We start from the raw sequence: 24036 nt of genomic DNA, 5'->3' as shown, positions 1-24036 counted from the left end.
TAATGTCCTTGCATTGAACGCATGGGCAGCTGCTAGCCTGGGCGTGTGCCGTACCCAGACTTCATCGCCCCCGACTCGCCGGAGCCGACTCTCGTCGCCGAGTGGCGCGAGCTGCTGGCCCGCCATGCGACGACGGCCTGCGCGCTCGACCGCGAGTTGGGGGAGCGGCACGATCTGGGCATGAGCGAGTTCGAGGTGCTGGAGCGGCTGGCCGAGCGGCACGTGGCCGGAGACCAGCAGCGCCTCCAGGAGCTCGCGCCGACGGTGCACCTGAGCCAGAGCGCGCTCTCCCGCCTGATCGGCCGCCTGGAGAAGGCCGGTCTGGTCCGGCGCGAGATGTGCACCAGCGACCGGCGGAGCATATTCGTCGTCCTCACCGAGGCCGGCTGCAAGCGCTACGAGGAGGCCAAGCCGCTCCACCGCGAGGTGCTTGCCCGCACCCTCGCTACGCCCACCGAAGACTGACATTCCGTCAAGTCGGCTGCAGCGTCGCCGAGTCCGCCCGGCCCGGCGGGCCGCCTCAGAACAGCGTGGCCAGCCCCGGTGCGGCGGCGAGCAGCAGCACGGCGGCCGGTGCGGCGAGGGCGGCGAGCGTCAGCCGCAGCCGCCGGTCCACCGGCAGGCGCGGCTCACCGGCGAGCAGGCGGTCCACCCGGCGCGGTGCCTGGGCCGCCGACTGCGGGGCGCGGGCGGTGAGTTGTGGTGCTCGGGTGGTGAATTGCGGCGTGCAGGCGCCGAAGACGCCCCGGCCGGAGTTCAGTTCGACGAGCGCCAGCGCGGTGGTCAGCCGGCCGTGCCGACGGGCCGCGCGGTCGTCCGCCGCCAGCTCGACCAGCTCACCGACCTGATCCCGGAACGCACTGAACATCGCCACCCCGGGGAAGCCGCCGGCGAGTGCCTGCGCCCACTGGGCCAGCCAGTGGTGCCGGGCCCGGACGTGCCCCCGCTCATGGCTCAGCACCGCGGCCAGCTCACGGTCGGTCAACTGCTGCAACGCGCCCGTCGTGACGACCAGCCGCGCCCCCGGTCCGGGCAGCGACCAGGCCTCCGGGCGGACGTTCTCCAGCACCACCAGCCGCTCCCGCCCGGCCCGCCCCCGGCGCCGACGCGGCGTCAACTCGCCGGGCAGCTCAGGCGCGCGGCGGCGCAGCTGCGCCTGGCGCCGGTCGCGCAGCGCGCGCGCCGAGCGGATCTCCCGGGTGAGCGAGTACGCCGTCCACAGCCCGCCGAGCGCCAGCAGCGCGGCACAGAGCCGGCCCCACCCCTCGCCGTCCGCCAGGCCGTACGCGGCCTCGACGCCGGTCGGCGCGCCGGTGAAGACCAGCGCGCGCAGCTCGGGCAGTGCGGCGGATCCGGCCAGCAGCAGGCTCAGCAGACAGCAGAGCAGCACGGCGACCACCAGGCACTGCCACACCAACAGCGCCAGTACGGGTTCTCGCTCGGCCCAGCCGGCCCGCGCCAACCGGCCCGGCACGACGGTGGCGAGCAACGACCCCAGCAGCAGCAGGCTCAGCAGGGCGGTCATGACAGGTGCTCCCCCTGGAGGAACGGGAGCGCGGCGTGCGCTCGCCCCAACCTACGCCCGCCACCACCCCCACGGAACGCCTTCCCCCGCCAGGTGACCAACACCACGCCGCAGTCCCCGCCAGGAACCACCCGGCCCCGGGTTCACCAGGTGCGTCACATCGTCAGGAGCATCGCGAACATCCCCACGCCCATGGCGAGGCGGCACGCGCGCGACACCGCGACACCTGCGGCCTGGGAGCCGCCGACCTGGACGACACCGGCCTGGACGACGCCTCCGGTGGTGGTGAGCAGGCGGCTGCCCGTCCAGAGGGTGTAGCCGCCGAAGTACAGCAGCAGTGCGCCCGTGAGCAGCGGCAGTCCGGCGGGGGCGCTGTGGTGGTGCATGCCGGAGGGGGCCATCGCGAGTGCCATGTAGGCCATCGCCGCGGCGCCGATGCCGTGGTGCAGCCGGTGCACCCGGCGGGCGGCGGCGCCGGGGCCGGCTGCGGTCAGCAGCAGGAGGGCGGCGAGCAGGCCGTACAGCCAGCCCCAGCCGGTGGACGGCCAGAGGGCCATCGCGGCCATCCCGAGGCCCATCACGGCCTCGGCGGCGTCGGACTCCCTGGCCGTCCACCGGCCCGCACCGCCCGGAGTGCCGCAGGCGTCACCGGCGCGGCGCAGCCGGCTGAGGCAGTAGAGGCCGGAGGAGGCGGTGAGCGCCGCCAGCAGCCAGCTGACGACGGCCGGTCCGTGCATCGCTTCCCCTCTCGGCGATGGTGTACGGGAGTCCGTCCACCGTTGCCGATCAGGGCGTGGGGCAGCAGGGCGCGCGCGGGGGCGCACGGAGGTGACCGGGCACCTCAGGCTTCGGGTGCGAGCCTCCCGGCGGCCACGATCCGGCTGAGGAACTGCTTGGTGCGGGCCTCCTGCGGGTCGCCGAAGACCTGCTCGGGCGGGCCATGTTCGAGCACCACGCCGGCGTCGAGGAAGCAGACCTGGTCGGCGACCTCCCGGGCGAAGCTCATCTCGTGTGTGGAGAGCACCATCGTCATGCCCTGGGCCTTCAGGTCGCGGACGACGGCCAGCACCTCGCCGACCAGTTCGGGGTCGAGCGCGGCGGTGATCTCGTCGAGCAGCAGCAGCCTGGGCGAGGTGGCGAGCGCCCGGACGATCGCGACCCGCTGCTGCTGCCCACCGGAGAGCCGGTCCGGGTACTCCTTCGCCTTGGCCGCCAGCCCGAGCCGCTCCAGCAGGTCGAGCGCGGTGGCCTCGGCCTCGGCGCGGCCGGTGCCGTGCACCCGGCGCGGCGCCAGGGTGATGTTGTCCAGCACGGTCATGTGCGGGAAGAGGTTGTACGCCTGGAACACCACCCCGATCCGCCGCCGCACCTCGTCCTGCTGCGCGCGCGGATCGGTGATGTCCGCGCCGTCCAGGAAGATCGCGCCGTCGTCGATGTCCTCCAGCAGGTTGGCGCAGCGCATCAGCGTCGACTTGCCCGACCCGGAGGCGCCGATCAGCGCCGTGACGGAGTGCGCGGGCACGTCGATGTTGATGTCGCGCAGCACCACCTGGGCGCCGAAGCTCTTGCGGACGGACTCCAGCCGCAGCACGGGCTGGGCGGTCGGCTCGGGTGCGGTGGCGAGCGCGGCCTCGGTCATACGGCCCCTCCCTGGTGCTGGCGGCGGTTGGACCGGGCCGTCACCCAGTCGGTGAAGCGGGTCATCGGCACCGTCAGCGCGATGAAGACCAGCGCGGCGACGACGTACGGGGTGTAGTTGAAGGTCTGCGAGGTGATGATCTTCGCGCCGTACACCGCGTCGATCACGCCGCCGATCGAGACCAGCCCGGTGTCCTTCTGCAGCGAGACCAGGTTGTTGAGCAGCGGTGGCACGACCCGCCGCACGGCCTGCGGCAGCACCACGTACCGCATCGCCTGGGCGTTGCTCAGCCCCAGTGACCGGGCCGCCGCGCGCTGGCTCGGGTGCACCGACTGGATGCCCGCGCGGAACACCTCGGCGACGTACGCCGAGTACGTCAGCACCAGCGCCGCGCCGCCGAGCAGCAGCGGGTCGGTGGTGACGCCGGTCAGCCGGAGGGCGGGCACGCCGGTGATCATGATCAGCAGGCAGATGATCATCGGCAGGCCTAGGAAGAAGTCGACGTACACCGTCGCCAGCAGCCGCACCGGCAGGAAGACCGGCCCGCGCAGCGTCCGCAGCACCGCCAGCAGCAGGCCGAACGCGAGGATCAGCACCCCGCAGCCGGCCATCAGCTCCAGATTGACCCGCAGCCCCTTGAGCACCTCCGGCAGCGCCTGCTTCGCGTAGTGCGCGCTGAAGAAGGTCTCCCTGGTCCGCTGCCACCCCGGCGAGTTGACCACGACGAGGTAGAGCACGAGTGCCGTCGCCCCCGTGCTCACCGCCGCGATCAGCGCCGAGCGCCGGGCCCGCCCGCGCCGGTACGCCTCGCGGGCGAGCCGCCGCTCGGACGGGCGGTACGGCTCGGTGCCGACCGGGCTCAGAGTGTCGGCCGGGCTCACTTCAGCACCGCTCACTTCAGCACCGGCGCGGAGACGGCGTCCGACAGCCACTGCTTCTCCAACTTGGCCAGCGTGCCGTCGGCCCGCAGCGAGTCCACGGCCTGCGAGACGCAGGTGGTCAGCGCGCTGCCCTTGTCCAGCACCAGGCCGAACTGCTCGGTGCCGTTGCCGCTGCCGGTCAGCTGGCCGACCACGGCGGCGTCGGTCACCTCGGCGCCGGTGATGTAGAAGGCGGTCGGCAGGTCGACCACCAGCGCGTCGATCTGGCCGTTCTTCAGGGCCGCCTTCGCCAGGTCGTTGTCGTCGAAGACCGAGGGCTGCGCCGAGGGCTTGATCTGCTCGGTGATCGTCGCCAGGCTCGTCGTGCCGACCTGTGCGCCGAGCTTCGCGCCCTTCAGGTCGGCCAGGCTCTTCGCCCCCGCGAGCTTGGACGTCTTCAGCGCCACCACGGCCTGACGCACGTCGTAGTAGCCGGAGGAGAAGTCCACGGCCTTCTTCCGCTCGTCGTTGACCGAGACCTGGTTGATGTCGAAGTCGAAGTCCTTGGCCCCGGGGGCGAACGCCTTGTTGAACGGGCTCACCACCCAGCTGACCTTGTCCGTGGCGTAGCCGAGCCGGTCCGCCACCGCGTAGGCGACCGCCGACTCGAAGCCCTTCCCGTTCTCCGGCTTGTCGTCGGAGAACCAGGGCGCGTACGCCGGCTTGTCCGTGCCGACCGTCAGCGTGCCCGCCTTGTGGGTGCCCAGCTGCCCCTTCACGCACCCGGCGGCCGCCGAGCCGCTCGGCGCCGAGGTCGTGGCGTCCTGCGGGGCGCAGGCACTCAGAGCGGTGGCCGCGACGACGAGCAGGGCGGCCAGCGGCGCGAGCCGGGCCGGGCGCAGGGCAGGGGCAGAGGTCATGGCAGGGCTCCAGACATGAGGAAGGGGAGAGACGGGACACCGTGGGGGAGAGTGCCCGGCGCAGTGGGCGGGAACACCGGGAATCTCCGGTGGCGGCGCTGCGGGGCCCGGGGCATGGTCGGCGTACGGCAGCGTCTCCGCGGTGCCTCCCGAGCGGGCGTCAGCGGCGGCAGCGACAGCCGTGCGCGCGACAACAGGAGCACACCCGGAGCAGGCCGATGTGGCGCTCGGCCACCTGGCCGACACGCCGGGTGAGGTCCGCCGGGAGCATGACGGGAGGTTCGCATCCCATCCGTGGATCTGTCCAGATGATCCAGAACGGTGTCCACATGCCGGACAGCAGGTCGGCGCGTCGTCTCCCGACCCGACCCCCCTTGAACAGGAGAACCTCTCGAACTTATGGTGTCTCTGTCGAAATAACTCCTGTCTAAGTGAGTCTCAGATGCAGAATCTTTCGCCAGGGCTCGCTGTGGCGGCCGACCTTCCCGTTCAGCCAGCCGCAGGCCCCGCCGCGCACCCCGCCTGGCACCGCCTCAAGGACGCCGTCGAGGCCCTGCGCCCGCTCCAGTCCAAGGACGGCTCCATCGACCTGGCCGCCGTCCAGCGCCACACCGTCGACCCCCTGGTCGAGACCGTGACCGGCGCCGTCGAAGAGCTCGCCCCGCTCTTCCCGCACGACGCCGACTACCTCACCGCCGTCCTCACCGACCTCAGAAAATGGGGCGAGACCGGCTACCGCGAGCCCGACTTCCTCGACTCGCTGCTCGCCTTCCAGCCCGCCGCGCAGCGCGAGGACGGCCTGCAGCACCTCGTCGTCTTCCCGATGTACACCCAGAACGGCAACCCGAACCGCAACCTCGAAGCCGTCCTCCTGAACGTCGTCTGGCCCGAGTGGCTGGCCGAGCTGGAGCGCACCCGCTTCGACAACCCGATGTTCGTGCCGATCACCTTCACCGACTTCACCGCCGGCTACGACACCAACTCCGCCGTGCTCTTCCCGGAGACCGTCGCCGTCCGCAAGGCCCCCGAGCGCTTCACCTGGGGCGGCATCTTCTGCGACCGCGAGGCCGCCCGCTTCCGCGCCGTCACCACCTCCGCCGTCGCCCAGCTCGGCCTGGAGATCCCCGCCGACGCCGCCGGCCTGCTCGACGACCAGGCGCGCGCCCAGCAGACCTTCGTCCTGTGGGACCTCGTCCACGACCGCACCCACAGCCACGGCGACCTGCCGTTCGACCCCTTCATGATCAAGCAGCGCAGCCCGTTCTGGATGTACGGCCTCGAAGAGCTCCGCTGTGACCTGACCGCCTTCAAGGAGGCCGTCCGCCTGGGGGCCGAGGGCTACGAGCAGGGCCGCGACGTCCAGTACGCGATCCTCTTCGACCGCCTCTTCCGCTTCCCCGTCAGCGGCGACCGCGTCCGCAACTACGACGGCATGGGCGGCCAGCTGCTCTTCGCCTACCTCCACAAGCACGACGCGCTGCGTTGGCGCGACAACCGCCTCAGCATCGACTGGGAGCGCGTCGCCGACGTCACCAACGCCCTCTGCGGCGAGATCGAGACCCTCTACCGCGACGGCATCGACCGGCCGAAGACCGCCCACTGGATCGCCGCGTACGAGCTCGTCTCGCAGTACCTCACCCCGCACCCCGCCTCGACCTGGGCCAAGGGCCCCGAGGCGCTCCCGCTCACCGGCGCCGACGAGAAGGCCCTCAAGAAGGCCCTCTGCGACGCCGTCCTGCCCGACGAGTTCCCCCTCAGCATGTTCTACGAGGCCCTCGCCAAGAAGCTCAGCGGCGTGATCGCCGCCACTACCGGCATCACCGGCAACGGCGCCAAGGGAGTCGCAGCGTGACCACCACCCCCGACATCGCCCGCCTCGACGGCAAGGTCATCGCCGTCGCCGGAGCCAGCGGCCCGGCCGGCCAGGCCGTCCTGCGCCGCCTCGCCGCCGCCGGTGCCACCGTCATCGGCGCCGACATCGACCAGCAGCGGCTCGACGCCGCCCTGGCCGCCGTCCGCACCGCCGTCCCCGGCGCAAAGGTCAGCGGACAGGTCATCGACCTCCTCGACCCGCAGGAGGTCCACGACTGGGCCGACCACCTGGAGGCCGAGCACGGCCACGTCGACGGCCTGCTCCACCTGGTCGGCGGCTGGCGCGGAAGCAAGACCTTCTTCGAGAGCCGCATAGACGACTGGGACTTCCTGCACGACACCGTCGTCCGGACTCTCCAGCACACCTCGCTGGCCTTCCAGCCCGCCCTGCTCCGCAGCGAGTCCGGCCGCTACGCCATGGTCTCTGCCTCAGCCGCCCACAAGCCGACCTCGGGCGGCGCCGCGTACGCCGCGGCCAAGGCCGCCACCGAGGCCTGGACCCTCGCCATGGCGGACTCCTTCACCAAGGAGACCACCGCCGAGGACGGCACCCCCACCGCCGCGGCTGCCATCCTGGTGATCAAGGCCCTGGTCTCCCCGGAGATGCGCGCCGAGAAGCCGAACGCCAAGTTCGCCGGCTTCACCGACACCGCCGACCTCGCCGACACCCTCGCGGGCCTCTGGGCCCGCCCGGCAGCAGAACTGAACGGACAGCACCTGTGGCTGACAGCCCGATGAGCCCCCACACCGACGCCGTGGTCCACCACGACACCTCGGTACGCGGCTTCGCCAGCGACAACTACGCGGGCATCCACCCCGAGATCCTCGCCGCCATCGCCCTCGCCAACGGCGGCCACCAGGTCGCCTACGGCGAGGACCAGTACACCGAGCACCTCCAGACGGTCTTCCGCAAGCACTTCGGCGACCGCGCCGAGGCGTTCCCCGTCTTCAACGGCACCGGCGCCAACGTCGTGGCCCTCCAGGCGCTGCTCCCGCGCTGGGGCGCCGTCATCGCCGCCGGCACCGCCCACATCAACGTCGACGAGTGCGGAGCCCCCGAGAAGATCGCGGGCATCAAGCTCCTCACCATCACCACCCCCGACGGCAAGCTCACCCCCGAGCTCATCGACCAGCAGGCCTGGGGCTGGGGGGACGAGCACCGCGCCCAGCCGCTCGCCGTCTCCATCACGCAGAACACCGAACTCGGCACCGTCTACACCGCCGAAGAGATCAAGGCGATCTGCGACCACGCCCACGAGCACGGCATGCTCGTCCACCTGGACGGCTCCCGCATCGCCAACGCAGCCGCCGCACTCGGCCTCCCGCTGCGCGCCTTCACCACCGACGCGGGCGTCGACGTGCTCTCCTTCGGTGGCACGAAGAACGGCCTGATGCTCGGCGAGTGCGTCGTCGTGCTCAACCCCGAGCGCGTCAGCAACCTCAAGTACCTGCGCAAGATGTCGATGCAGCTCGCCTCGAAGATGCGCTTCGTCTCCGTACAGTTCGAGGCGCTGCTCGCCGGCGACCTCTGGCTGCGCAACGCCTCGCACGCCAACGCCATGGCCCAGCGCCTGGCCGCCGCTGTACGCGACGTCGACGGCGTGACGCTCGTCCGCCCCGTCCAGGCCAACGCGGTCTTCGCGATCCTCCCGCGCGAGGTCAGCGAGCGCCTGCAGAAGCGTTACCGCTTCTACTTCTGGGACGAGCACACCGGCGAGGTCCGCTGGATGACCGCCTTCGACACCACCGAAGCCGACATCGACGCCTTCGCCGCCGCGCTCGTGGAGGAGATGGGCCGGGGCTGACCGCCTCTGCTGCTTCCTGCACCTTCCTTGCTGCTCTCTGCCCTCCCCTGGATCCGCTTGGATCTTCGGGGAGGGCAGTTTGCATGGGGCGGGGGATCGGCGTAGTGTTCTCCGGGTTGCCCCACGACCGGGGCGTTCTTCCTCCGAAGCAATTCGGAGCCGGAAATCCGGTCGAGAAACTCTGCTAGAGTTCGGGAGCGCCGAAAGGCGGAAAGCAAATCAGAAAGAGCCCGGTGATAATCCGCCGGAAAACATCTGATAAGCTTGAAACACGAAAGAACGAAGCGCCCGGAGAGCTTGCGAGAGCGGCTTGAAGGAAGCGTCCGTTCCTTGAGAACTCAACAGCGTGCCAAAAGTCAACGCCAGATATGTTGACATCCCCGGCCTGGATCGTTTCGGCGTTCCGGGTTGGAGATTCCTTTAGTAATAAAACACAGCGAGGACGCAGTGCACGGGGCCACCTATTCCGGTGGTTGTCGTGCCGCTCAACGCGAGTGTGAACCGGATATCCGGAAAACATTCACGGAGAGTTTGATCCTGGCTCAGGACGAACGCTGGCGGCGTGCTTAACACATGCAAGTCGAACGATGAAGCCTTCGGGTGGATTAGTGGCGAACGGGTGAGTAACACGTGGGAAATCTGCCCTGCACTCTGGGACAAGCCTTGGAAACGAGGTCTAATACCGGATATGACCTTCCTCCGCATGGGGGTTGGTGGAAAGCTCCGGCGGTGCAGGATGATCCCGCGGCCTATCAGCTTGTTGGTGGGGTAATGGCCTACCAAGGCGACGACGGGTAGCCGGCCTGAGAGGGCGACCGGCCACACTGGGACTGAGACACGGCCCAGACTCCTACGGGAGGCAGCAGTGGGGAATATTGCACAATGGGCGAAAGCCTGATGCAGCGACGCCGCGTGAGGGATGAAGGCCTTCGGGTCGTAAACCTCTTTCAGCAGGGAAGAAGCGCAAGTGACGGTACCTGCAGAAGAAGCACCGGCTAACTACGTGCCAGCAGCCGCGGTAATACGTAGGGTGCGAGCGTTGTCCGGAATTATTGGGCGTAAAGAGCTCGTAGGCGGCTTGTCACGTCGGATGTGAAAGCCCGAGGCTTAACCTCGGGTCTGCATTCGATACGGGCAGGCTAGAGTGTGGTAGGGGAGATCGGAATTCCTGGTGTAGCGGTGAAATGCGCAGATATCAGGAGGAACACCGGTGGCGAAGGCGGATCTCTGGGCCATTACTGACGCTGAGGAGCGAAAGCGTGGGGAGCGAACAGGATTAGATACCCTGGTAGTCCACGCCGTAAACGGTGGGAACTAGGTGTTGGCGACATTCCACGTCGTCGGTGCCGCAGCTAACGCATTAAGTTCCCCGCCTGGGGAGTACGGCCGCAAGGCTAAAACTCAAAGGAATTGACGGGGGCCCGCACAAGCAGCGGAGCATGTGGCTTAATTCGACGCAACGCGAAGAACCTTACCAAGGCTTGACATATACCGGAAACACCTAGAGATAGGTGCCCCCTTGTGGTCGGTATACAGGTGGTGCATGGTTGTCGTCAGCTCGTGTCGTGAGATGTTGGGTTAAGTCCCGCAACGAGCGCAACCCTTGTTCTGTGTTGCCAGCATGCCTTTCGGGGTGATGGGGACTCACAGGAGACTGCCGGGGTCAACTCGGAGGAAGGTGGGGACGACGTCAAATCATCATGCCCCTTATGTCTTGGGCTGCACACGTGCTACAATGGTCGGTACAAAGGGCTGCGATGCCGCGAGGCGGAGCGAATCCCAAAAAGCCGGCCTCAGTTCGGATTGGGGTCTGCAACTCGACCCCATGAAGTTGGAGTTGCTAGTAATCGCAGATCAGCATGCTGCGGTGAATACGTTCCCGGGCCTTGTACACACCGCCCGTCACGTCACGAAAGTCGGTAACACCCGAAGCCGGTGGCCTAACCCTTGGGAGGGAGCCGTCGAAGGTGGGACCAGCGATTGGGACGAAGTCGTAACAAGGTAGCCGTACCGGAAGGTGCGGCTGGATCACCTCCTTTCTAAGGAGCACATAGCCGGATGCGAGCGAATGTCTCGCACGGTTGCTCATGGGTGGAACGTTGACTATTCGGCACACACGGTTGGTTCCGTTAGTACTGTCCTTCGGGGCGTGGAAGGCGGGTTATCGGTCGGGTGTGTCGGGCACGTTGTTGGGTCCTGAGGGAACGGCCACTTCGGTGGTTGTTGCTTCAGAGATGCCGGTCCTACTCGAGGGTCCTCAGTTGAGGGTCTGAGGGTGGGTGACTGGTCGTTGTTTGAGAACTGCACAGTGGACGCGAGCATCTGTGGCCAAGTTTTTAAGGGCGCACGGTGGATGCCTTGGCACTAGGAACCGATGAAGGACGTGGGAGGCCGCGATAGTCCCCGGGGAGCCGTCAACCAGGCTTTGATCCGGGGGTTTCCGAATGGGGGAACCCGGCAGTCGTCATGGGCTGTCACCCGCACCTGAACACATAGGGTGTGTGGAGGGAACGAGGGGAAGTGAAACATCTCAGTACCCTCAGGAAGAGAAAACAACCGTGATTCCGGGAGTAGTGGCGAGCGAAACCGGATGAGGCTAAACCGTTCTGGTGTGATACCCGGCAGGGGTTGCCAGTGCGGGGTCGTGGGAAAGTTCTTGATCGGTCTGCCGGCCGGTCGGCGAGTCAGAAACCGTATGGGTAGTCGAAGGACATGCGAAAGGTCCGGCGTAGAGGGTAAGACCCCCGTAGACGAAATCTGTACGGCTTGCTTGAGCTTCTCCCAAGTAGCACGGGGCCCGAGAAATCCCGTGTGAATCTGGCGGGACCACCCGCTAAGCCTAAATATTCCCTAGTGACCGATAGCGGATAGTACCGTGAGGGAATGGTGAAAAGTACCGCGGGAGCGGAGTGAAATAGTACCTGAAACCGTGTGCCTACAAGCCGTGGGAGCGTCGGACAGTGGGCTTGCCCATCTGTCTCGTGACTGCGTGCCTTTTGAAGAATGAGCCTGCGAGTTTGCGGTGTGTAGCGAGGTTAACCCGTGTGGGGTAGCCGTAGCGAAAGCGAGTCCGAATAGGGCGATTGAGTTGCACGCCCAAGACCCGAAGCGGAGTGATCTAGCCATGGGCAGGTTGAAGCGCGGGTAAGACCGTGTGGAGGACCGAACCCACCAGGGTTGAAAACCTGGGGGATGACCTGTGGTTAGGGGTGAAAGGCCAATCAAACTCCGTGATAGCTGGTTCTCCCCGAAATGCATTTAGGTGCAGCGTCACGTGTTTCTTGCCGGAGGTAGAGCACTGGATAGGCGATGGGCCTCAACGGGTTACTGACCTTAGCCAAACTCCGAATGCCGGTAAGTGAGAGCGTGGCAGTGAGACTGTGGGGGATAAGCTCCATGGTCGAGAGGGAAACAGCCCAGAACACCGACTAAGGTCCCTAAGCGTGTGCTAAGTGGGAAAGGATGTGGAGTCGCAGAGACAACCAGGAGGTTGGCTTAGAAGCAGCCATCCTTGAAAGAGTGCGTAATAGCTCACTGGTCAAGTGATTCCGCGCCGACAATGTAGCGGGGCTCAAGCACACCACCGAAGTCGTGTCATTGCAGCATTAAGGGCCAACGCCTGCTGTGATGGGTAGGGGAGCGTCGTGTGCCGGGTGAAGCAGCGGAGGAATCCAGTTGTGGACGGTTCACGAGTGAGAATGCAGGCATGAGTAGCGATACAAGAGTGGGAAACTCTTGCGCCGATTGACCAAGGGTTCCTGGGTCAAGCTGATCTGCCCAGGGTAAGTCGGGACCTAAGGCGAGGCCGACAGGCGTAGTCGATGGACAACGGGTTGATATTCCCGTACCCGCTTTGAAGCGCCAACGTCGAACCTCTGAATGCTAAAGCCGTGAAGCCGGCCCGGAGTCTTCGGACAATGGGACGTGGTGGAGCCGCTGACCCAACAGGGTAGTAGGTGAGCGATGGGGTGACGCAGGAAGGTAGTCCAACCCGGGCGGTGGTTGTCCCGGGGTAAGGGTGTAGGCCGAGTGATAGGCAAATCCGTCACTCATTAAGGCTGAGACCTGATGCCGAGCCGATTGTGGTGAAGTGGATGATCCTATGCTGTCGAGAAAAGCCTCTAGCGAGTTTCATGGCGGCCCGTACCCCAAACCGACTCAGGTGGTCAGGTAGAGAATACCGAGGCGTTCGGGTGAACTATGGTTAAGGAACTCGGCAAAATGCCCCCGTAACTTCGGGAGAAGGGGGGCCGGAACTGGTGATCCGATTTACTCGGTGAGCTGGGGCCGGCCGCAGAGACCAGCGAGAAGCGACTGTTTACTAAAAACACAGGTCCGTGCGAAGCCGTAAGGCGATGTATACGGACTGACGCCTGCCCGGTGCTGGAACGTTAAGGGGACCGGTTAGTCACATTTCGGTGTGGCGAAGCTGAGAACTTAAGCGCCAGTAAACGGCGGTGGTAACTATAACCATCCTAAGGTAGCGAAATTCCTTGTCGGGTAAGTTCCGACCTGCACGAATGGCGTAACGACTTCTCGACTGTCTCAACCATAGGCCCGGTGAAATTGCATTACGAGTAAAGATGCTCGTTTCGCGCAGCAGGACGGAAAGACCCCGGGACCTTTACTATAGCTTGATATTGGTGTTCGGTTCGGCTTGTGTAGGATAGGTGGGAGACTTTGAAGCAGCAACGCCAGTTGTTGTGGAGTCGTCGTTGAAATACCACTCTGGTCGTGCTGGATGTCTAACCTGGGTCCGTGATCCGGATCAGGGACAGTGTCTGGTGGGTAGTTTAACTGGGGCGGTTGCCTCCTAAAGAGTAACGGAGGCGCCCAAAGGTTCCCTCAGCCTGGTTGGCAATCAGGTGTTGAGTGTAAGTGCACAAGGGAGCTTGACTGTGAGACCGACGGGTCGAGCAGGTGCGAAAGCAGGGACTAGTGATCCGGCGGTGGCTTGTGGAAGCGCCGTCGCTCAACGGATAAAAGGTACCCCGGGGATAACAGGCTGATCTTCCCCAAGAGTCCATATCGACGGGATGGTTTGGCACCTCGATGTCGGCTCGTCGCATCCTGGGGCTGGAGTAGGTCCCAAGGGTTGGGCTGTTCGCCCATTAAAGCGGTACGCGAGCTGGGTTTAGAACGTCGTGAGACAGTTCGGTCCCTATCCGCTGTGCGCGTAGGAATATTGAGAAGGGCTGTCCCTAGTACGAGAGGACCGGGACGGACGAACCTCTGGTGTGCCAGTTGTCCTGCCAAGGGCATGGCTGGTTGGCTACGTTCGGGAGGGATAACCGCTGAAAGCATCTAAGCGGGAAGCCTGCTTCGAGATGAATGTTCCCACCTCCTTGAGAGGGTAAGGCTCCCAGTAGACGACTGGGTTGATAGGCCGGATGTGGAAGCCCTGTAAGGGGTGGAGCTGACCGGTACTAATAGGCCGAGGGCTTGTCCTCAGTTGCTCGCGTCCACTGTGTTGTTCTGAAACAACGACCCCATCCCTGGCCAGGGGTGGTGCGGTCATCTGGTTTCATAGTGTTTCGGTGGTCATAGCGTGAGGGAAACGCCCGGTTACATTCCGAACCCGGAAGCTAAGCCTCAAAGCGCCGATGGTACTGCAGGGGGGACCCTGTGGGAGAGTAGGACGCCGCCGAACAATCATTCACGAAAGGCCCCCATCCGGGAACGGATGGGGGCCTTTCGCATATCCGGGCTCGGAGCTGCCGAACGGATGAAAACCCCTTGTGCGAGGTCGCGGTGCCGGGCGGGCGGCGGGACCATGTATCTGGTACGGACGGGGTCCGGACAGGGCTCCGCGCTCGGATACAGGAGGTACCGATGACTTCCGAGGGTTTCGTCACATGCCTGTGGTTCGACGGGCAGGCCGAGGAGGCGGCGAACCACTACACGTCGATCTTCAAGAACGCCAGGATCGGCAAGATCAGCCGGTACACCGACGCCGGGCCGGGGCCGGCCGGGTCGGTGATGGTGGTCGAGTTCGAGATGAACGGGCAGAAGTTCATCGGGCTGAACGGCGGGCCGGAGTACAAGTTCACCCCGGCGGTCTCGTTCCAGATCTTCTGCGCCGACCAGGCGGAGGTGGACTACTACTGGGACCGGCTGACCGAGGGCGGCAGTGAGGTGGCCTGCGGCTGGCTGGTGGACAAGTACGGGCTGTCCTGGCAGGTGGTGCCGACCGTGCTGATGGAGATGGTCGGTGACCCGGACCCGGTGAAAGCGAAAAAGGCCACCGAGGCGATGCTCTCGATGACCAAGTTCGACATTGCCGCCCTCCAGGCGGCCTACGCGGCGAGCTGACAGAGGCGAGCTAGCCCCGGGCGGCGCGGCGTTCGGCCTTGGCGGCCGCCTCGGCCTCGTCCTCGGCCTCGGCGGTCTCCAGGGTGGGGGCCGTGCCGCCGAGCTGGGCGGGGAGCCACCAGGAGTCCTCGGGGCCGGCGGGGGCGGCCGGGTACTCGCGCTGGGCGCGGTCGAGCATCTCGCTCATGGCGGCGCGCAGGCGGCGGGTGACCATGACGGGCTTGTCGCCGGGCGCGAGCACGATCGGCTCGCCGATCATGATGGTCACGGGGACGTGACGCTTGGTCAGCGTCTTCGGGCGGCCCTTGGTCCAGAGCTGCTGGGTGCCCCAGAGGATGACGGGCAGCAGCGGGGCGCCGGAGTCGGCTGCCATCCGGGCCGCGCCGGTCTTGAACTTCTTCAGCATGAACGAGCGGCTGATCGTCGCCTCGGGGAAGACCCCGACGACCTCGCCGGCCCGCAGTGCGGCGACGGCGGCGTCGTACGCGGGCTGGCCGTCGGTGCGGTCGACCGGGATGTGCTTCATGCCGCGCATCAGCGGGCCGGAGATGCCGTGCTTGAAGACGTCGTCCTTGGCCATGAAGCGGGTCTTCCGCTTTCCGCCACGGAAGGCTCCCAGCCCGGCGAAGAGGAAGTCCAGGTAGCTGATGTGATTGCTCACCAGCACCGCGCCTCCGGTGACGGGGATGTTCTCGGCGCCCTCGATCTTGATCCGCACGTCGAGCGTGCGGAAGACGGCGAGCGCCGTACGGATCACTGGCGGGTAGACGAACTCTGCCACGGGGTCAGCCCTAACTTCCCACGGGCGAGGTGCCCGGTTCGGCGGTACCCGGGAGGAGGGTGGGCCGACGGAGTCAGCGGCACGCCGCGGCTGCCACGGGTGGTACATGGGAATGATCCCCCGAAGGGGTGCGGTCTGTCACCTGAGGGTCTCTCCGACGTGATGCATCCCGCACCCGTCCGGTCCGGGCGGTGTGATGCCGCACACTTGAGCGGCGTCGGACCTGATGAATTGGTGGTGGATGGTGGGCGGGGAGCAGGCGGTACGGCTGTCGGCGGCGGAGCTGGGGTCGGCGCTCGGGGAGCGGGCGACGCTGGTGCAGTTCTCGTCGGCGTTCTGCCAGCCGTGCCGGGCGACCCGGCGGGTGTTGGTGGAGGTCGCGGGGATGGTGCCGGGCGTCGAGCACGTGGAGATCGACGCGGAGGAGCGGCTTGAGCTGGTGCGACGCCTGGAGATCCTGCGTACGCCGACCGTTCTGGTGCTGGACGGCGCGGGTCAGGTGGTGCGGCGGGCGGCGGGGCAGCCACGGCGGGCGGACGTGATCGCGGCGCTCGGCGCGATCGTCTGAACTGCGGGAAACGGGTGTCTTAAGGCTGCTGAAAGGGCGGTGCGGCAGCTTGTGGCGGACGAGCGTCCGGCCGAGTGGATCTGTCAAGACCGTTCAATCTCACAGCGGATCTGCCGCGCAGTCAGGGGGTAGGGGCTCCGCACTGGGGCAGGATGGGCGCAGACGGCAGTGCAGCTGTCTCGCACCTGTCCCGGCCAGGGAACTCAGGGGGTGCGAGGCGCTTGGCCGGGACCTTGCAGCGCTAAGCTACTGGCCAGTAGTGACGGCTAAGCTACTGGCGAGTATGCTGCCAGGAAGTTCCGGACGGGCACAGGAATACGCTGCCCGGAGTTGGGCCTGGAGTGTGTCTCCTGCCCCGCTTGCACAGCCGCAGCCGCCGGACGAGACCAGTACAGGAGACAGGCCGTGAGCTTGAGGATTGTTGTCTGTGTGAAGTACGTGCCCGACGCGACCGGTGACCGTCGCTTCGAGGACGACACCACCACCGACCGGGATGGCGTCGACGGCCTCCTTTCGGAGCTGGACGAGTACGGCGTGGAGCAGGCGCTCCGGATCGCCGAGGCCCACGGCGACGCCGAGGTGACCGTCCTGACCGTCGGCCCGGACGACGCCAAGGACGCGCTGCGCAAGGCGCTGTCGATGGGTGCCGACAAGGCCGTCCACGTGAACGACGACGACATCCACGGCACCGACGTGATCGGCACCTCGGCGATCATCGCCAAGGCGCTGGAGAAGACCGGCTACGACCTGGTCGTCTGCGGCATGGCGTCGACCGACGGCACCATGGGCGTGCTGCCGGCCCTGCTCGCCGAGCGCCTGGGCGTGCCGCAGGCCACCCTGCTGTCCGAGGTCACCCTCGACGGCACCACGGTGAAGGGCCGCCGCGACGGCGACGCCGCCACCGAGCAGGTCGAGGCCGAGCTGCCCGCCGTGATCTCCGTGACCGACCAGTCGGGCGAGGCGCGCTACCCCTCCTTCAAGGGCATCATGGCCGCGAAGAAGAAGCCGGTCCAGGAGTACGACCTGGACGACCTGGGCATCGACGCGGACGAGGTCGGCCTGGCCGGGTCCTGGACCAAGGTCGAGGACATCACCGCCCGCCCGGCCCGCACCGCCGGCACGATCGTCAAGGACGAGGGCGAGGGCGGCAAGCAGCTCGCTACCTTCCTCGCCGAGCAGAAGTTCATCTGACCCGTTGACGTGGTGGCTGCCCGGCTCGTGGAGCCGACGGGCAGTCAGGAGAAACAGGAGACATTGAGCAATGGGTGAGACTCTCGTCCTCGTAGACCACGCCGACGGTGTGGTCCGCAAGCCGGCCCTCGAACTGCTGACCCTGGCCCGCCGCATCGGCGAGCCCTCGGCGGTCGTGCTGGGTGCCGGCTCCGCCGCCGCCGACATCGCCGCCAAGGCGGCCGAGTTCGGCGCGGTCAAGGTGTACGTCGTCGACGGTGCCGAGTTCGCCGACCAGTTGGTCGTCCCGAAGGTCGACGCGCTGGCGCAGATCGCCAAGACCACCGGGGCGGCGGCCGTGCTGGTCACCTCCTCCGGTGAGGGCAAGGAGATCGCGGCCCGCGTCGCGCTGCGGCTGGGCTCCGGCATCATCACCGACGCCGTCGACCTGGAGGCCGTCGACGGCGCCCCGGTCGCGACCCAGTCGGTGTTCGCCGCCTCCTTCCAGGTGAAGTCCAAGGTGTCGAACGGCGCCCCGGTCATCACGGTCAAGCCGAACTCCACCAGCCCCGAGGCCGCCCCGGCCGCCGGGACCGTGGAGAACGTGACCGTCGAGTTCACCGGCAAGGCCGCCAAGGTCGTCGCCCGCACCGCGCGCGTCTCCTCGGGCCGCCCCGAGCTGACCGAGGCCGCGATCGTGGTCTCCGGTGGCCGTGGTGTCGGTGCCGCCGAGGGCTTCGGCGTGGTCGAGCAGCTGGCCGACTCGCTCGGTGCCGCCGTCGGTGCCTCGCGCGCCGCCGTGGACGCCGGCTGGTACCCGCACACCAACCAGGTCGGCCAGACCGGCAAGCAGGTCTCGCCGCAGCTGTACGTCGCGGCGGGCATCTCCGGCGCTATCCAGCACCGGGCCGGCATGCAGACCTCGAAGACGATCGTCGCGATCAACAAGGACCCCGAGGCGCCGATCTTCGAGCTCGTCGACTACGGCGTCGTCGGTGACCTGTTCGCCGTCCTGCCGCAGCTGACCGCCGAGGTGCAGGCTCGCAAGGGCTGAGCAGCAGCGTTGCACCGAAGGGCGCGGCCCCGGGTTTTCCGGGACCGCGCCCTTCGGCGTACCCGGGCCGCTAGAGTCCCGAGGCATGGGAGAAGGTGCGGCGCGGCCGCTGCTGACGGCACTGGCGGGTGGCGTCCGGGACGAGGCCGACGCGCTGCGGATCGACGGGTACGCGATGTCGCGGGAGCAGTTGCTCGGCGCGGCGACGGCGCTCGCCGGGCGGGTGGCGGGGGCGCCCGCGCTCGCGGTGCTGGCGCGACCCTCCGCCGAGACGGTGGTCGCCGTGGTGGGCGGGCTGCTGGCGGGCGTGCCGGTGGTGCCGCTGCCGCCGGACTCGGGGCCGAAGGAGCGCGACCACATCCTGCGGGACTCGGGGGCGGCGCTGCTGGCGGTCGGGGCGGGCGACAGCCAGGTGGACGGAGTTGAAACCTTCCAGGTGGAGCTGACGGCCCGTTCGGGGGGCGCGCTCACCGAGCCCGCGCCGGAGCGTACGGCCTTCGTGCTGTACACCTCGGGCACCACCGGAGCGCCCAAGGGCGCGGTGATCCACCGCTCGGCCGTCGCCGCCGGACTGGACGCGCTCGCCGACGCCTGGCAGTGGACCGCCGACGACACCCTGGTGCACGGCCTGCCGCTGTTCCACGTGCACGGCTTGGTGCTCGGCGTGCTCGGCGCACTGCGGACCGGCAGTCGGCTGGTGCACACCGGGCGGCCCACGCCGGGGGCGTACGCGGAGGCGCGCGGGAGCCTGTACTTCGGGGTGCCGACCGTCTGGTCACGGCTGGCGGCGGACGAAGGCGCGGCGAAGGAGCTGGCCTCGGCGCGGCTGCTGGTCTCCGGCAGTGCACCGCTGCCCGTCCCCGTCTTCGAGCGGCTGGCCGCGCTCACCGGGCAGGCCCCGATCGAGCGTTACGGCATGACGGAGTCGCTCATCACCGTGAGCACCCGGGCCGACGGCGAACGCCGCCCCGGCAGCGTCGGGCTGCCGGTGGAGGGCGTCCGGACCCGGCTGGTCGGCGAGGACGGCGCCCCCGTACCGAACGACGGCGAGACGGTCGGTGAGCTCCAGGTCTGCGGCCCCACGCTCTTCTCCGGCTACCTCGGGCGGCCGGACGCCGATGCGGAGGCCTGGACGGCCGACGGCTGGTTCCGGACCGGGGACGTCGCGGTGATCGGCCCGGACGGCTTCCACCGGATCGTCGGCCGGGCCTCCGTCGACCTGATCAAGAGCGGCGGCTACCGGATCGGCGCGGGCGAGGTCGAGGCCGCCCTGCGGGACCACCCGGCGGTGGCCGACGCGGCGGTCGTCGGCGCGCCGGATGCTGACCTCGGGCAGGTGGTGGTCGCGTACGTGATCGCCGACGGCGCGGTGACGGGGGAGCAGCTGAGCGCGTTCGTCGCCGAGCGGCTGTCGGCCCACAAGCGGCCCCGGCGGGTGGTGCTGGTCGAGGAGCTGCCGCGCAACGCGATGGGCAAGGTGCTCAAGAAGCAGCTGCTGGAGTAGGACCCGGTGGGGGAGTGGCCTTGGCGGAGGCATGGGCACCGGCCCGGGGCGGGTACCACCTGGGGTGGTGGGCCCCGGCACGAGGGTGCCGGGGGAAGCGAAGGCAGGGGATGCTGTGATCGTCTGGGTCAATGGCGCGTTCGGGGTGGGCAAGACGAGTGCCTGCCGTGAACTGGTCGAGTTGCTGCCCGGCAGCCTGCTGTTCGACCCGGAGACGGTCGGGCAGGAGCTGCGCAGGCTGTTGCCCGCGGACCGGATGACGCCGGTCTCCGACTACCAGGACCTGCCCTCCTGGCGCCGACTGGTGCCGGAGGTCGCGACAGCGCTGCTCGCGGAGGTGCCGGGGCCGCTGGTGGTGCCGATGACGCTGCTGCGGGAGGACTACCGGGACGAGCTCTTCGGCGCACTGGCGGCCCGGGGGCTGGCGGTGCACCACTTCGTCCTGGATGCTGCGGAAACGATCCTGCAAGAACGGATCGCGGCTCGGGAGGAGTGCCCCGGTGATCCGGCGGCCAGCGCCCGGATCCGCACCTGGTGCCTCGAACACCTCCCGCAGTACCGGCACGCGAAACGCTGGCTGACCCGCGACGCCGAGCTGGTCGACACCGGCGGGCTGGACGCCGTCCGGACGGCCGAACGGCTCGCCGAGCTGATCAAGGACGGGACGGCCCGCTGCCCCATCGTCCAGAGCACCGACTCGACCGGCGACACCGTCGCGGCCGCCGTACTGCTCTTCGACGAGCAGGACAGGGTGCTGCTGGTCGACCCCGTCTACAAGCCGTCCTGGGAGTTCCCGGGCGGGGTCGTCGAGCGCGGGGAGGCGCCCACCGACGCCGCCCAGCGGGAGGTTGCCGAGGAGCTCGGGCTGCGGCTGGAGACCTCCGCCCTGCGGCTGCTCGCCGTCGACTGGGAGCCCCGGACGGGCCCGCGCCGGGGCGGCCTGCGGCTGGTCTACGACGGTGGCCGGCTCTCCGGCAACGCGCTCGCCGCCCTGCGGCTGCCGCCCGAGGAGCTGCGCGGCTGGCGGCTGGTCACCCTGGAGGAGGCCGGCGCGCTGCTGCCGCCGGCCCGGCAGCGGCGGCTCGGCGCGGCGCTCGACGCCCGCGAGCGCGGCGAGCTGCGGTACCTGGAGGCCGGCGTGCCCACCGCGGACGGGGCCAGGCGGGCGCCCAGGGTGGACGGGGTGCCGAGGACGGAGTGAGGTGCCCGGCCTCGGGGTGCGGCTGGGGGTCGGGTCGTCGCGGGTTTGGTACGGCTTTCGTGGGCGGGGCAGGATGGGGCCATGCCTTTCACGTTCAGCCATCCCGCCGCCGTCCTTCCGATGCTGGACGGTGCCCGGGGGCGGGGGCCGCTGATCGCCTCGGCGCTGGTTGCGGGCTCGATGGCACCGGATGTGCCGTACTACGCCGAATCGTTCCTGCCCGGGGCCTTCGCCGTCGGGGATCTGATCCACCAGTGGTGGGCCGTGCCGACGGCGGACCTGGCGGTCGCGGGCGCCCTGGTGGCGCTCTGGCACGGCCTGCTGCGCGGGCCCGTGGTCGCGCTGCTCCCCGGGCGCTGGGCGGCGGTCGCCGAGGCTGCGACCGCACCCGCCGGTGGGTGGACGGGCCCGGGGGCGAAGGGGCGGCCGGGGTGGTTCGCGGCCTCCGCCGTGATCGGGGCGGCCACCCACGTCTTCTGGGACTCCTTCACCCACGACGGCGCGGCCGGCGTCCGGGCCTTCCCGGTGCTCGACCACCCCGTCGCTGGAGTGCCGCTGCATGCCGCACTGCAGTACGGGACTTCGCTGCTCGGCCTCGGGTACATCGGCCTGCACCTGCGACGGGTGGCCCGCAGCGGCGCCGAGGCGCAGCCGCTCACCGAGCCGGTGCGGCCGCGCGTGCGGCGCGCCGTGCTCGGCGGGCTGGCCGTCGCGACGGTGGCCGGGGTCGTGCAGCGGCTGGCCCGCGGGGAGCGGGACTTCGTCGGGGAGTTCTGCTTCGGCGGCGGCGCCGGGCTGGCCGCGGGCCTCGTGGTCTACGCGGGCGCGTCCCGCCTGCTCGCCCGGCGGCGGCGCGAGCCGAGCCGGAGCCACGCAGGGGTCTGACAGCCTAGGCGTGAAGCCAGATCCGCAGCGGACCGACCGGCTCGAAGCCGTGGCGGAGGGCGGCCGCCAGGTTGTCGCCGTGCTCGTAGCCGACCACCGGCAGGGTGGGGAACAGCCGGTGCACCGCGTCGAGTACGACCGGCCAGGCCGCGTCGGGGTTGCCGTCCAGCGCGAAGACGTTGGAGATTCCGACCGCCTGGTCGCTGCGGCTTGCCACCGCTCCGACGACCACGCGGCCGTCGGCCGGCTGTCCGGCGAGCACGAACGTGGCCGGGTCGTCGAGCAGTTCAGGCCGGAAGAGGTCCGCGTTGCCGTCCGCGCCGCCCCAGGCGAGGGCCCAGGCGCGCAGCGCGTCCGGGTCTCGGACCACAGCCCAGGCGAGGTCCGATGCGGTGGCGGGCGCACCCGCCGGGCGGTGGATCCACTGTGCCTCGAACAGCACCTCGAAGCCGGAGGCCGTCAGGTCGAGGTCGGCGAAGCTGTCCTTGACGGAGGCACCGGGCGCGGTGGTGTCGACCTGGGCTGCCAGCGCGGCCGGGTCGGCACCCGGCAGCAGCGTCACCGCGTCGGGGTAGTACAGCGGCGTCCGGGCCGGGGCGGCCCAGGCCTGTGCGCCGAACTCGCCGACCAGGCCGTGCGATCGGCTCATCGCGGCGCACCACTCGGCGTTGTTGCGCGCGGCGGCCCGGATCAGGAGGTGCGTCGGCATCGTCACGAGTGTGGATCATGGTCCACCCCGGCCGCGCCTGTCGAACGGCTTCCGGTGCCCGCAGGAACGGCGGTACGGGCGAGGAGGCGGCGGAGCCAGCGGGTGCGGGCGGCGCGGGCGTCCTGGCTGAGGGCCGCCTGGGGGGCGAAGGTGTCGAAGCCGTGGAAGGCGCCTGGCCAGACGTGCAGTTCGGCCTCGCCGCCGGCCTGCCAGATCGCGTTCGCGTAGGCCACGTCCTCGTCCCGGAAGGTCTCGGCCGAGCCGACGTCGATGTAGGCCGGGGGCAGGCCGGCCAGGTCGGTGGCGCGGGCGGGGGCCGCATAGGGCGGCAGGTCCGCAGCGCCGTACCGGTCGCCGAGCAGGGCCTGCCAGGCGGTCGCGTTGGAGGTGCTGTCCCAGGTGTCGAGGCCGGTCATCTGGCGGCTGGAGAATGTGGTGCCGCGGTCGTCGAGCATCGGGCACAGGAGCAGCTGCCCGATCGGCACGGGCCCGCCCCGGTCACGGGTGAGCAGGGCGAGTGCGGCGGCGAGCCCGCCGCCGGCGCTCTTGCCGCCGAGGAGGATGCGGTCCGGGTCGATGCCCAGGCGGGCCGCGTGCTCGGCCGCCCAGGTGAAGCCGGCGTAGCAGTCCTCGACCGGGCCGGGGTACTGCGCCTGCGGGGCCAGCCGGTACTCGACGGAGATGACGGCCAGCTCCAGTGGGAGGGCCCACTCGCGCAGCAGCTGCGGGAGCACCGACCAGGCGTTGCCCATGATCATCCCGCCGCCGTGCAGGTAGTACAGCAGCGGCAGCGGCCGTGCGACACCGGCGGGCCGGGCGCTCACGAGTGTGACGTCCGGCGCGCCCGGCGGGCCCGGGGCGTGCAGCTCCGTCACCTCGAAGCGGCCGTCGGCAGCGAGCTCCCGGGCGGTCGGCCGGGGGCGGGCCGCTGCGTCCCGGGCCTGCCGGGCGGCGAGGTTCTCCGGGGTGACCGGCCCGCCGGCCCGCTCTCCCAGGGCTGCCAGCGCGAGCCGCAGTTCGGGGTCGAGCGGGGGCGCCGCCGCCGGGCCCGGACGGCACGTCAGCCCGCCTGTGCGGGTGGGGAAGGCTCGCCCTGCATCCATGCGTCGAAGCCAATCACCTGTCGGGCGAGCGCCACAACGGGCCCGGCTGAAGATCACAGTTCTGGGTGGAGAGCGGCTGGGCCCGCGAAATGAAAAGCTCCCCGGCGACTCGTCTGGAATGCTCGCTC

At 68.9% G+C, this 24036-nt stretch carries 19 protein-coding genes and 3 rRNA genes; 14 read left to right on the top strand and 8 right to left on the bottom strand.

The window, feature by feature from the left end; all coding sequences use genetic code 11:
• The first annotated feature begins 45 nt into the window (after positions 1 to 45).
• Entirely contained in the window at positions 46 to 465 is a 420-nt protein-coding gene (locus ACR68M_RS02815) for a MarR family winged helix-turn-helix transcriptional regulator (RefSeq protein ID WP_441248766.1), read from the top strand.
• Positions 466 to 520: 55 nt separating this feature from the next.
• Here ACR68M_RS02815 and ACR68M_RS02810 read toward each other — a convergent pair whose 3' ends face one another.
• From ACR68M_RS02810 to ACR68M_RS02790, 5 genes are all read right to left on the bottom strand, one after another.
• Positions 521 to 1525: a M56 family metallopeptidase gene (locus tag ACR68M_RS02810; protein ID WP_441248765.1), complete on the bottom strand. Its 1005-nt coding sequence runs from the start codon at positions 1523 to 1525 to the stop codon at positions 521 to 523.
• A 155-nt stretch (positions 1526 to 1680) separates the two neighbouring features.
• Positions 1681 to 2262, bottom strand: a complete 582-nt coding sequence (locus ACR68M_RS02805; protein WP_441248764.1) for a DUF5134 domain-containing protein — start codon at positions 2260 to 2262, stop codon at positions 1681 to 1683.
• Positions 2263 to 2366: 104 nt separating this feature from the next.
• Positions 2367 to 3164: an amino acid ABC transporter ATP-binding protein gene (locus ACR68M_RS02800; protein ID WP_441248763.1), complete on the bottom strand. Its 798-nt coding sequence runs from the start codon at positions 3162 to 3164 to the stop codon at positions 2367 to 2369.
• A complete protein-coding gene (locus ACR68M_RS02795; protein WP_441248762.1) occupies positions 3161 to 4060 on the bottom strand; it encodes an amino acid ABC transporter permease in 900 nt (299 codons plus the stop codon). The genes ACR68M_RS02800 and ACR68M_RS02795 overlap by 4 nt, the downstream gene beginning before the upstream one ends.
• Positions 4057 to 4944, bottom strand: coding sequence for an ABC transporter substrate-binding protein (locus ACR68M_RS02790; protein WP_441248761.1), 888 nt, complete (start codon positions 4942 to 4944; stop codon positions 4057 to 4059). The genes ACR68M_RS02795 and ACR68M_RS02790 overlap by 4 nt, the downstream gene beginning before the upstream one ends.
• A 442-nt stretch (positions 4945 to 5386) precedes the next feature.
• Between ACR68M_RS02790 and ACR68M_RS02785 the strand changes: the two genes are divergently transcribed.
• The 7 genes from ACR68M_RS02785 (at position 5387) to ACR68M_RS02755 (ending at position 14933) form a co-directional block, all read left to right on the top strand.
• Positions 5387 to 6796, top strand: coding sequence for a DUF6421 family protein (locus tag ACR68M_RS02785; protein WP_441248760.1), 1410 nt, complete (start codon positions 5387 to 5389; stop codon positions 6794 to 6796).
• Positions 6793 to 7554 (top strand): SDR family NAD(P)-dependent oxidoreductase, encoded by a 762-nt coding sequence (locus ACR68M_RS02780; protein ID WP_441248759.1) that lies wholly within the window; start codon positions 6793 to 6795, stop codon positions 7552 to 7554. Before ACR68M_RS02785 ends, ACR68M_RS02780 begins: the two co-directional genes overlap by 4 nt.
• Positions 7551 to 8621, top strand: coding sequence for a threonine aldolase family protein (locus tag ACR68M_RS02775; RefSeq protein WP_441251498.1), 1071 nt, complete (start codon positions 7551 to 7553; stop codon positions 8619 to 8621). The genes ACR68M_RS02780 and ACR68M_RS02775 overlap by 4 nt, the downstream gene beginning before the upstream one ends.
• 519 nt (positions 8622 to 9140) lie before the next feature.
• A 16S ribosomal RNA gene (locus ACR68M_RS02770) occupies positions 9141 to 10660 on the top strand.
• Positions 10661 to 10947: 287 nt separating this feature from the next.
• Positions 10948 to 14071, top strand: a 23S ribosomal RNA gene (locus tag ACR68M_RS02765).
• 83 nt (positions 14072 to 14154) lie between these two features.
• A 5S ribosomal RNA gene (rrf, locus tag ACR68M_RS02760) occupies positions 14155 to 14271 on the top strand.
• The 16S, 23S and 5S rRNA genes sit together here, the layout of an rRNA operon.
• 182 nt (positions 14272 to 14453) lie before the next feature.
• Positions 14454 to 14933, top strand: coding sequence for a VOC family protein (locus ACR68M_RS02755; RefSeq protein WP_441248758.1), 480 nt, complete (start codon positions 14454 to 14456; stop codon positions 14931 to 14933).
• Positions 14934 to 14943: 10 nt separating this feature from the next.
• Here the strand turns inward: ACR68M_RS02755 and ACR68M_RS02750 are convergent, their stop codons facing one another.
• Positions 14944 to 15714 (bottom strand): lysophospholipid acyltransferase family protein, encoded by a 771-nt coding sequence (locus ACR68M_RS02750; protein ID WP_441248757.1) that lies wholly within the window; start codon positions 15712 to 15714, stop codon positions 14944 to 14946.
• 241 nt (positions 15715 to 15955) lie between these two features.
• Between ACR68M_RS02750 and ACR68M_RS02745 the strand changes: the two genes are divergently transcribed.
• The 6 genes from ACR68M_RS02745 (at position 15956) to ACR68M_RS02720 (ending at position 22096) form a co-directional block, all read left to right on the top strand.
• Positions 15956 to 16282: a thioredoxin family protein gene (locus ACR68M_RS02745; protein WP_441248756.1), complete on the top strand. Its 327-nt coding sequence runs from the start codon at positions 15956 to 15958 to the stop codon at positions 16280 to 16282.
• Between the two features lie 405 nt (positions 16283 to 16687).
• Positions 16688 to 17473 carry an electron transfer flavoprotein subunit beta/FixA family protein gene (locus ACR68M_RS02740; RefSeq protein ID WP_441248755.1) on the top strand — a complete coding sequence of 262 codons (786 nt, stop codon included), beginning with the start codon at positions 16688 to 16690 and terminating at the stop codon, positions 17471 to 17473.
• Between the two features lie 70 nt (positions 17474 to 17543).
• Positions 17544 to 18506 carry an electron transfer flavoprotein subunit alpha/FixB family protein gene (locus ACR68M_RS02735; RefSeq protein WP_441248754.1) on the top strand — a complete coding sequence of 321 codons (963 nt, stop codon included), beginning with the start codon at positions 17544 to 17546 and terminating at the stop codon, positions 18504 to 18506.
• Positions 18507 to 18591: 85 nt separating this feature from the next.
• Positions 18592 to 20010: an acyl-CoA synthetase gene (locus ACR68M_RS02730; RefSeq protein WP_441248753.1), complete on the top strand. Its 1419-nt coding sequence runs from the start codon at positions 18592 to 18594 to the stop codon at positions 20008 to 20010.
• A gap of 115 nt (positions 20011 to 20125) precedes the next feature.
• A complete protein-coding gene (locus tag ACR68M_RS02725) occupies positions 20126 to 21211 on the top strand; it encodes an NUDIX domain-containing protein (RefSeq protein ID WP_441248752.1) in 1086 nt (361 codons plus the stop codon).
• Positions 21212 to 21292: 81 nt separating this feature from the next.
• Positions 21293 to 22096 (top strand): DUF4184 family protein, encoded by an 804-nt coding sequence (locus ACR68M_RS02720; protein ID WP_441248751.1) that lies wholly within the window; start codon positions 21293 to 21295, stop codon positions 22094 to 22096.
• Positions 22097 to 22100: 4 nt separating this feature from the next.
• On the opposite strand, the gene ACR68M_RS02715 is transcribed toward ACR68M_RS02720, so the two are convergent.
• Together ACR68M_RS02715 and ACR68M_RS02710 are read right to left on the bottom strand one after the other, a co-directional pair.
• Positions 22101 to 22805 carry a hypothetical protein gene (locus ACR68M_RS02715; RefSeq protein WP_441248750.1) on the bottom strand — a complete coding sequence of 235 codons (705 nt, stop codon included), beginning with the start codon at positions 22803 to 22805 and terminating at the stop codon, positions 22101 to 22103.
• Between the two features lie 2 nt (positions 22806 to 22807).
• Positions 22808 to 23908, bottom strand: a complete 1101-nt coding sequence (locus ACR68M_RS02710) for an alpha/beta hydrolase (protein ID WP_441248749.1) — start codon at positions 23906 to 23908, stop codon at positions 22808 to 22810.
• Between the last annotated feature and the right edge of the window lie 128 nt (positions 23909 to 24036).

The organism is Kitasatospora sp. McL0602 (assembly GCF_052076145.1).
Taxonomy (GTDB): Bacteria; Actinomycetota; Actinomycetes; order Streptomycetales; family Streptomycetaceae; genus Kitasatospora.
This window is presented reverse-complemented; position numbering and strand designations above follow the sequence as displayed.

What these genes read in the sequence shown, in the direction of transcription:
- ACR68M_RS02810 (WP_441248765.1), bottom strand. Translation starts at nt 1,525, where the DNA reads ATGACCGCCCTGCTGAGCCTGCTGCTGCTGGGGTCGTTGCTCGCCACC.
- ACR68M_RS02805 (WP_441248764.1), bottom strand. Translation starts at nt 2,262, where the DNA reads ATGCACGGACCGGCCGTCGTCAGCTGGCTGCTGGCGGCGCTCACCGCC.
- ACR68M_RS02800 (WP_441248763.1), bottom strand. Translation starts at nt 3,164, where the DNA reads ATGACCGAGGCCGCGCTCGCCACCGCACCCGAGCCGACCGCCCAGCCC.
- ACR68M_RS02790 (WP_441248761.1), bottom strand. Translation starts at nt 4,944, where the DNA reads ATGACCTCTGCCCCTGCCCTGCGCCCGGCCCGGCTCGCGCCGCTGGCC.
- ACR68M_RS02785 (WP_441248760.1), top strand. Translation starts at nt 5,387, where the DNA reads ATGCAGAATCTTTCGCCAGGGCTCGCTGTGGCGGCCGACCTTCCCGTT.
- ACR68M_RS02775 (WP_441251498.1), top strand. Translation starts at nt 7,551, where the DNA reads ATGAGCCCCCACACCGACGCCGTGGTCCACCACGACACCTCGGTACGC.
- ACR68M_RS02755 (WP_441248758.1), top strand. Translation starts at nt 14,454, where the DNA reads ATGACTTCCGAGGGTTTCGTCACATGCCTGTGGTTCGACGGGCAGGCC.
- ACR68M_RS02745 (WP_441248756.1), top strand. Translation starts at nt 15,956, where the DNA reads ATGGTGGGCGGGGAGCAGGCGGTACGGCTGTCGGCGGCGGAGCTGGGG.
- ACR68M_RS02735 (WP_441248754.1), top strand. Translation starts at nt 17,544, where the DNA reads ATGGGTGAGACTCTCGTCCTCGTAGACCACGCCGACGGTGTGGTCCGC.
- ACR68M_RS02730 (WP_441248753.1), top strand. Translation starts at nt 18,592, where the DNA reads ATGGGAGAAGGTGCGGCGCGGCCGCTGCTGACGGCACTGGCGGGTGGC.
- ACR68M_RS02720 (WP_441248751.1), top strand. Translation starts at nt 21,293, where the DNA reads ATGCCTTTCACGTTCAGCCATCCCGCCGCCGTCCTTCCGATGCTGGAC.
- ACR68M_RS02715 (WP_441248750.1), bottom strand. Translation starts at nt 22,805, where the DNA reads ATGCCGACGCACCTCCTGATCCGGGCCGCCGCGCGCAACAACGCCGAG.
- ACR68M_RS02710 (WP_441248749.1), bottom strand. Translation starts at nt 23,908, where the DNA reads ATGGATGCAGGGCGAGCCTTCCCCACCCGCACAGGCGGGCTGACGTGC.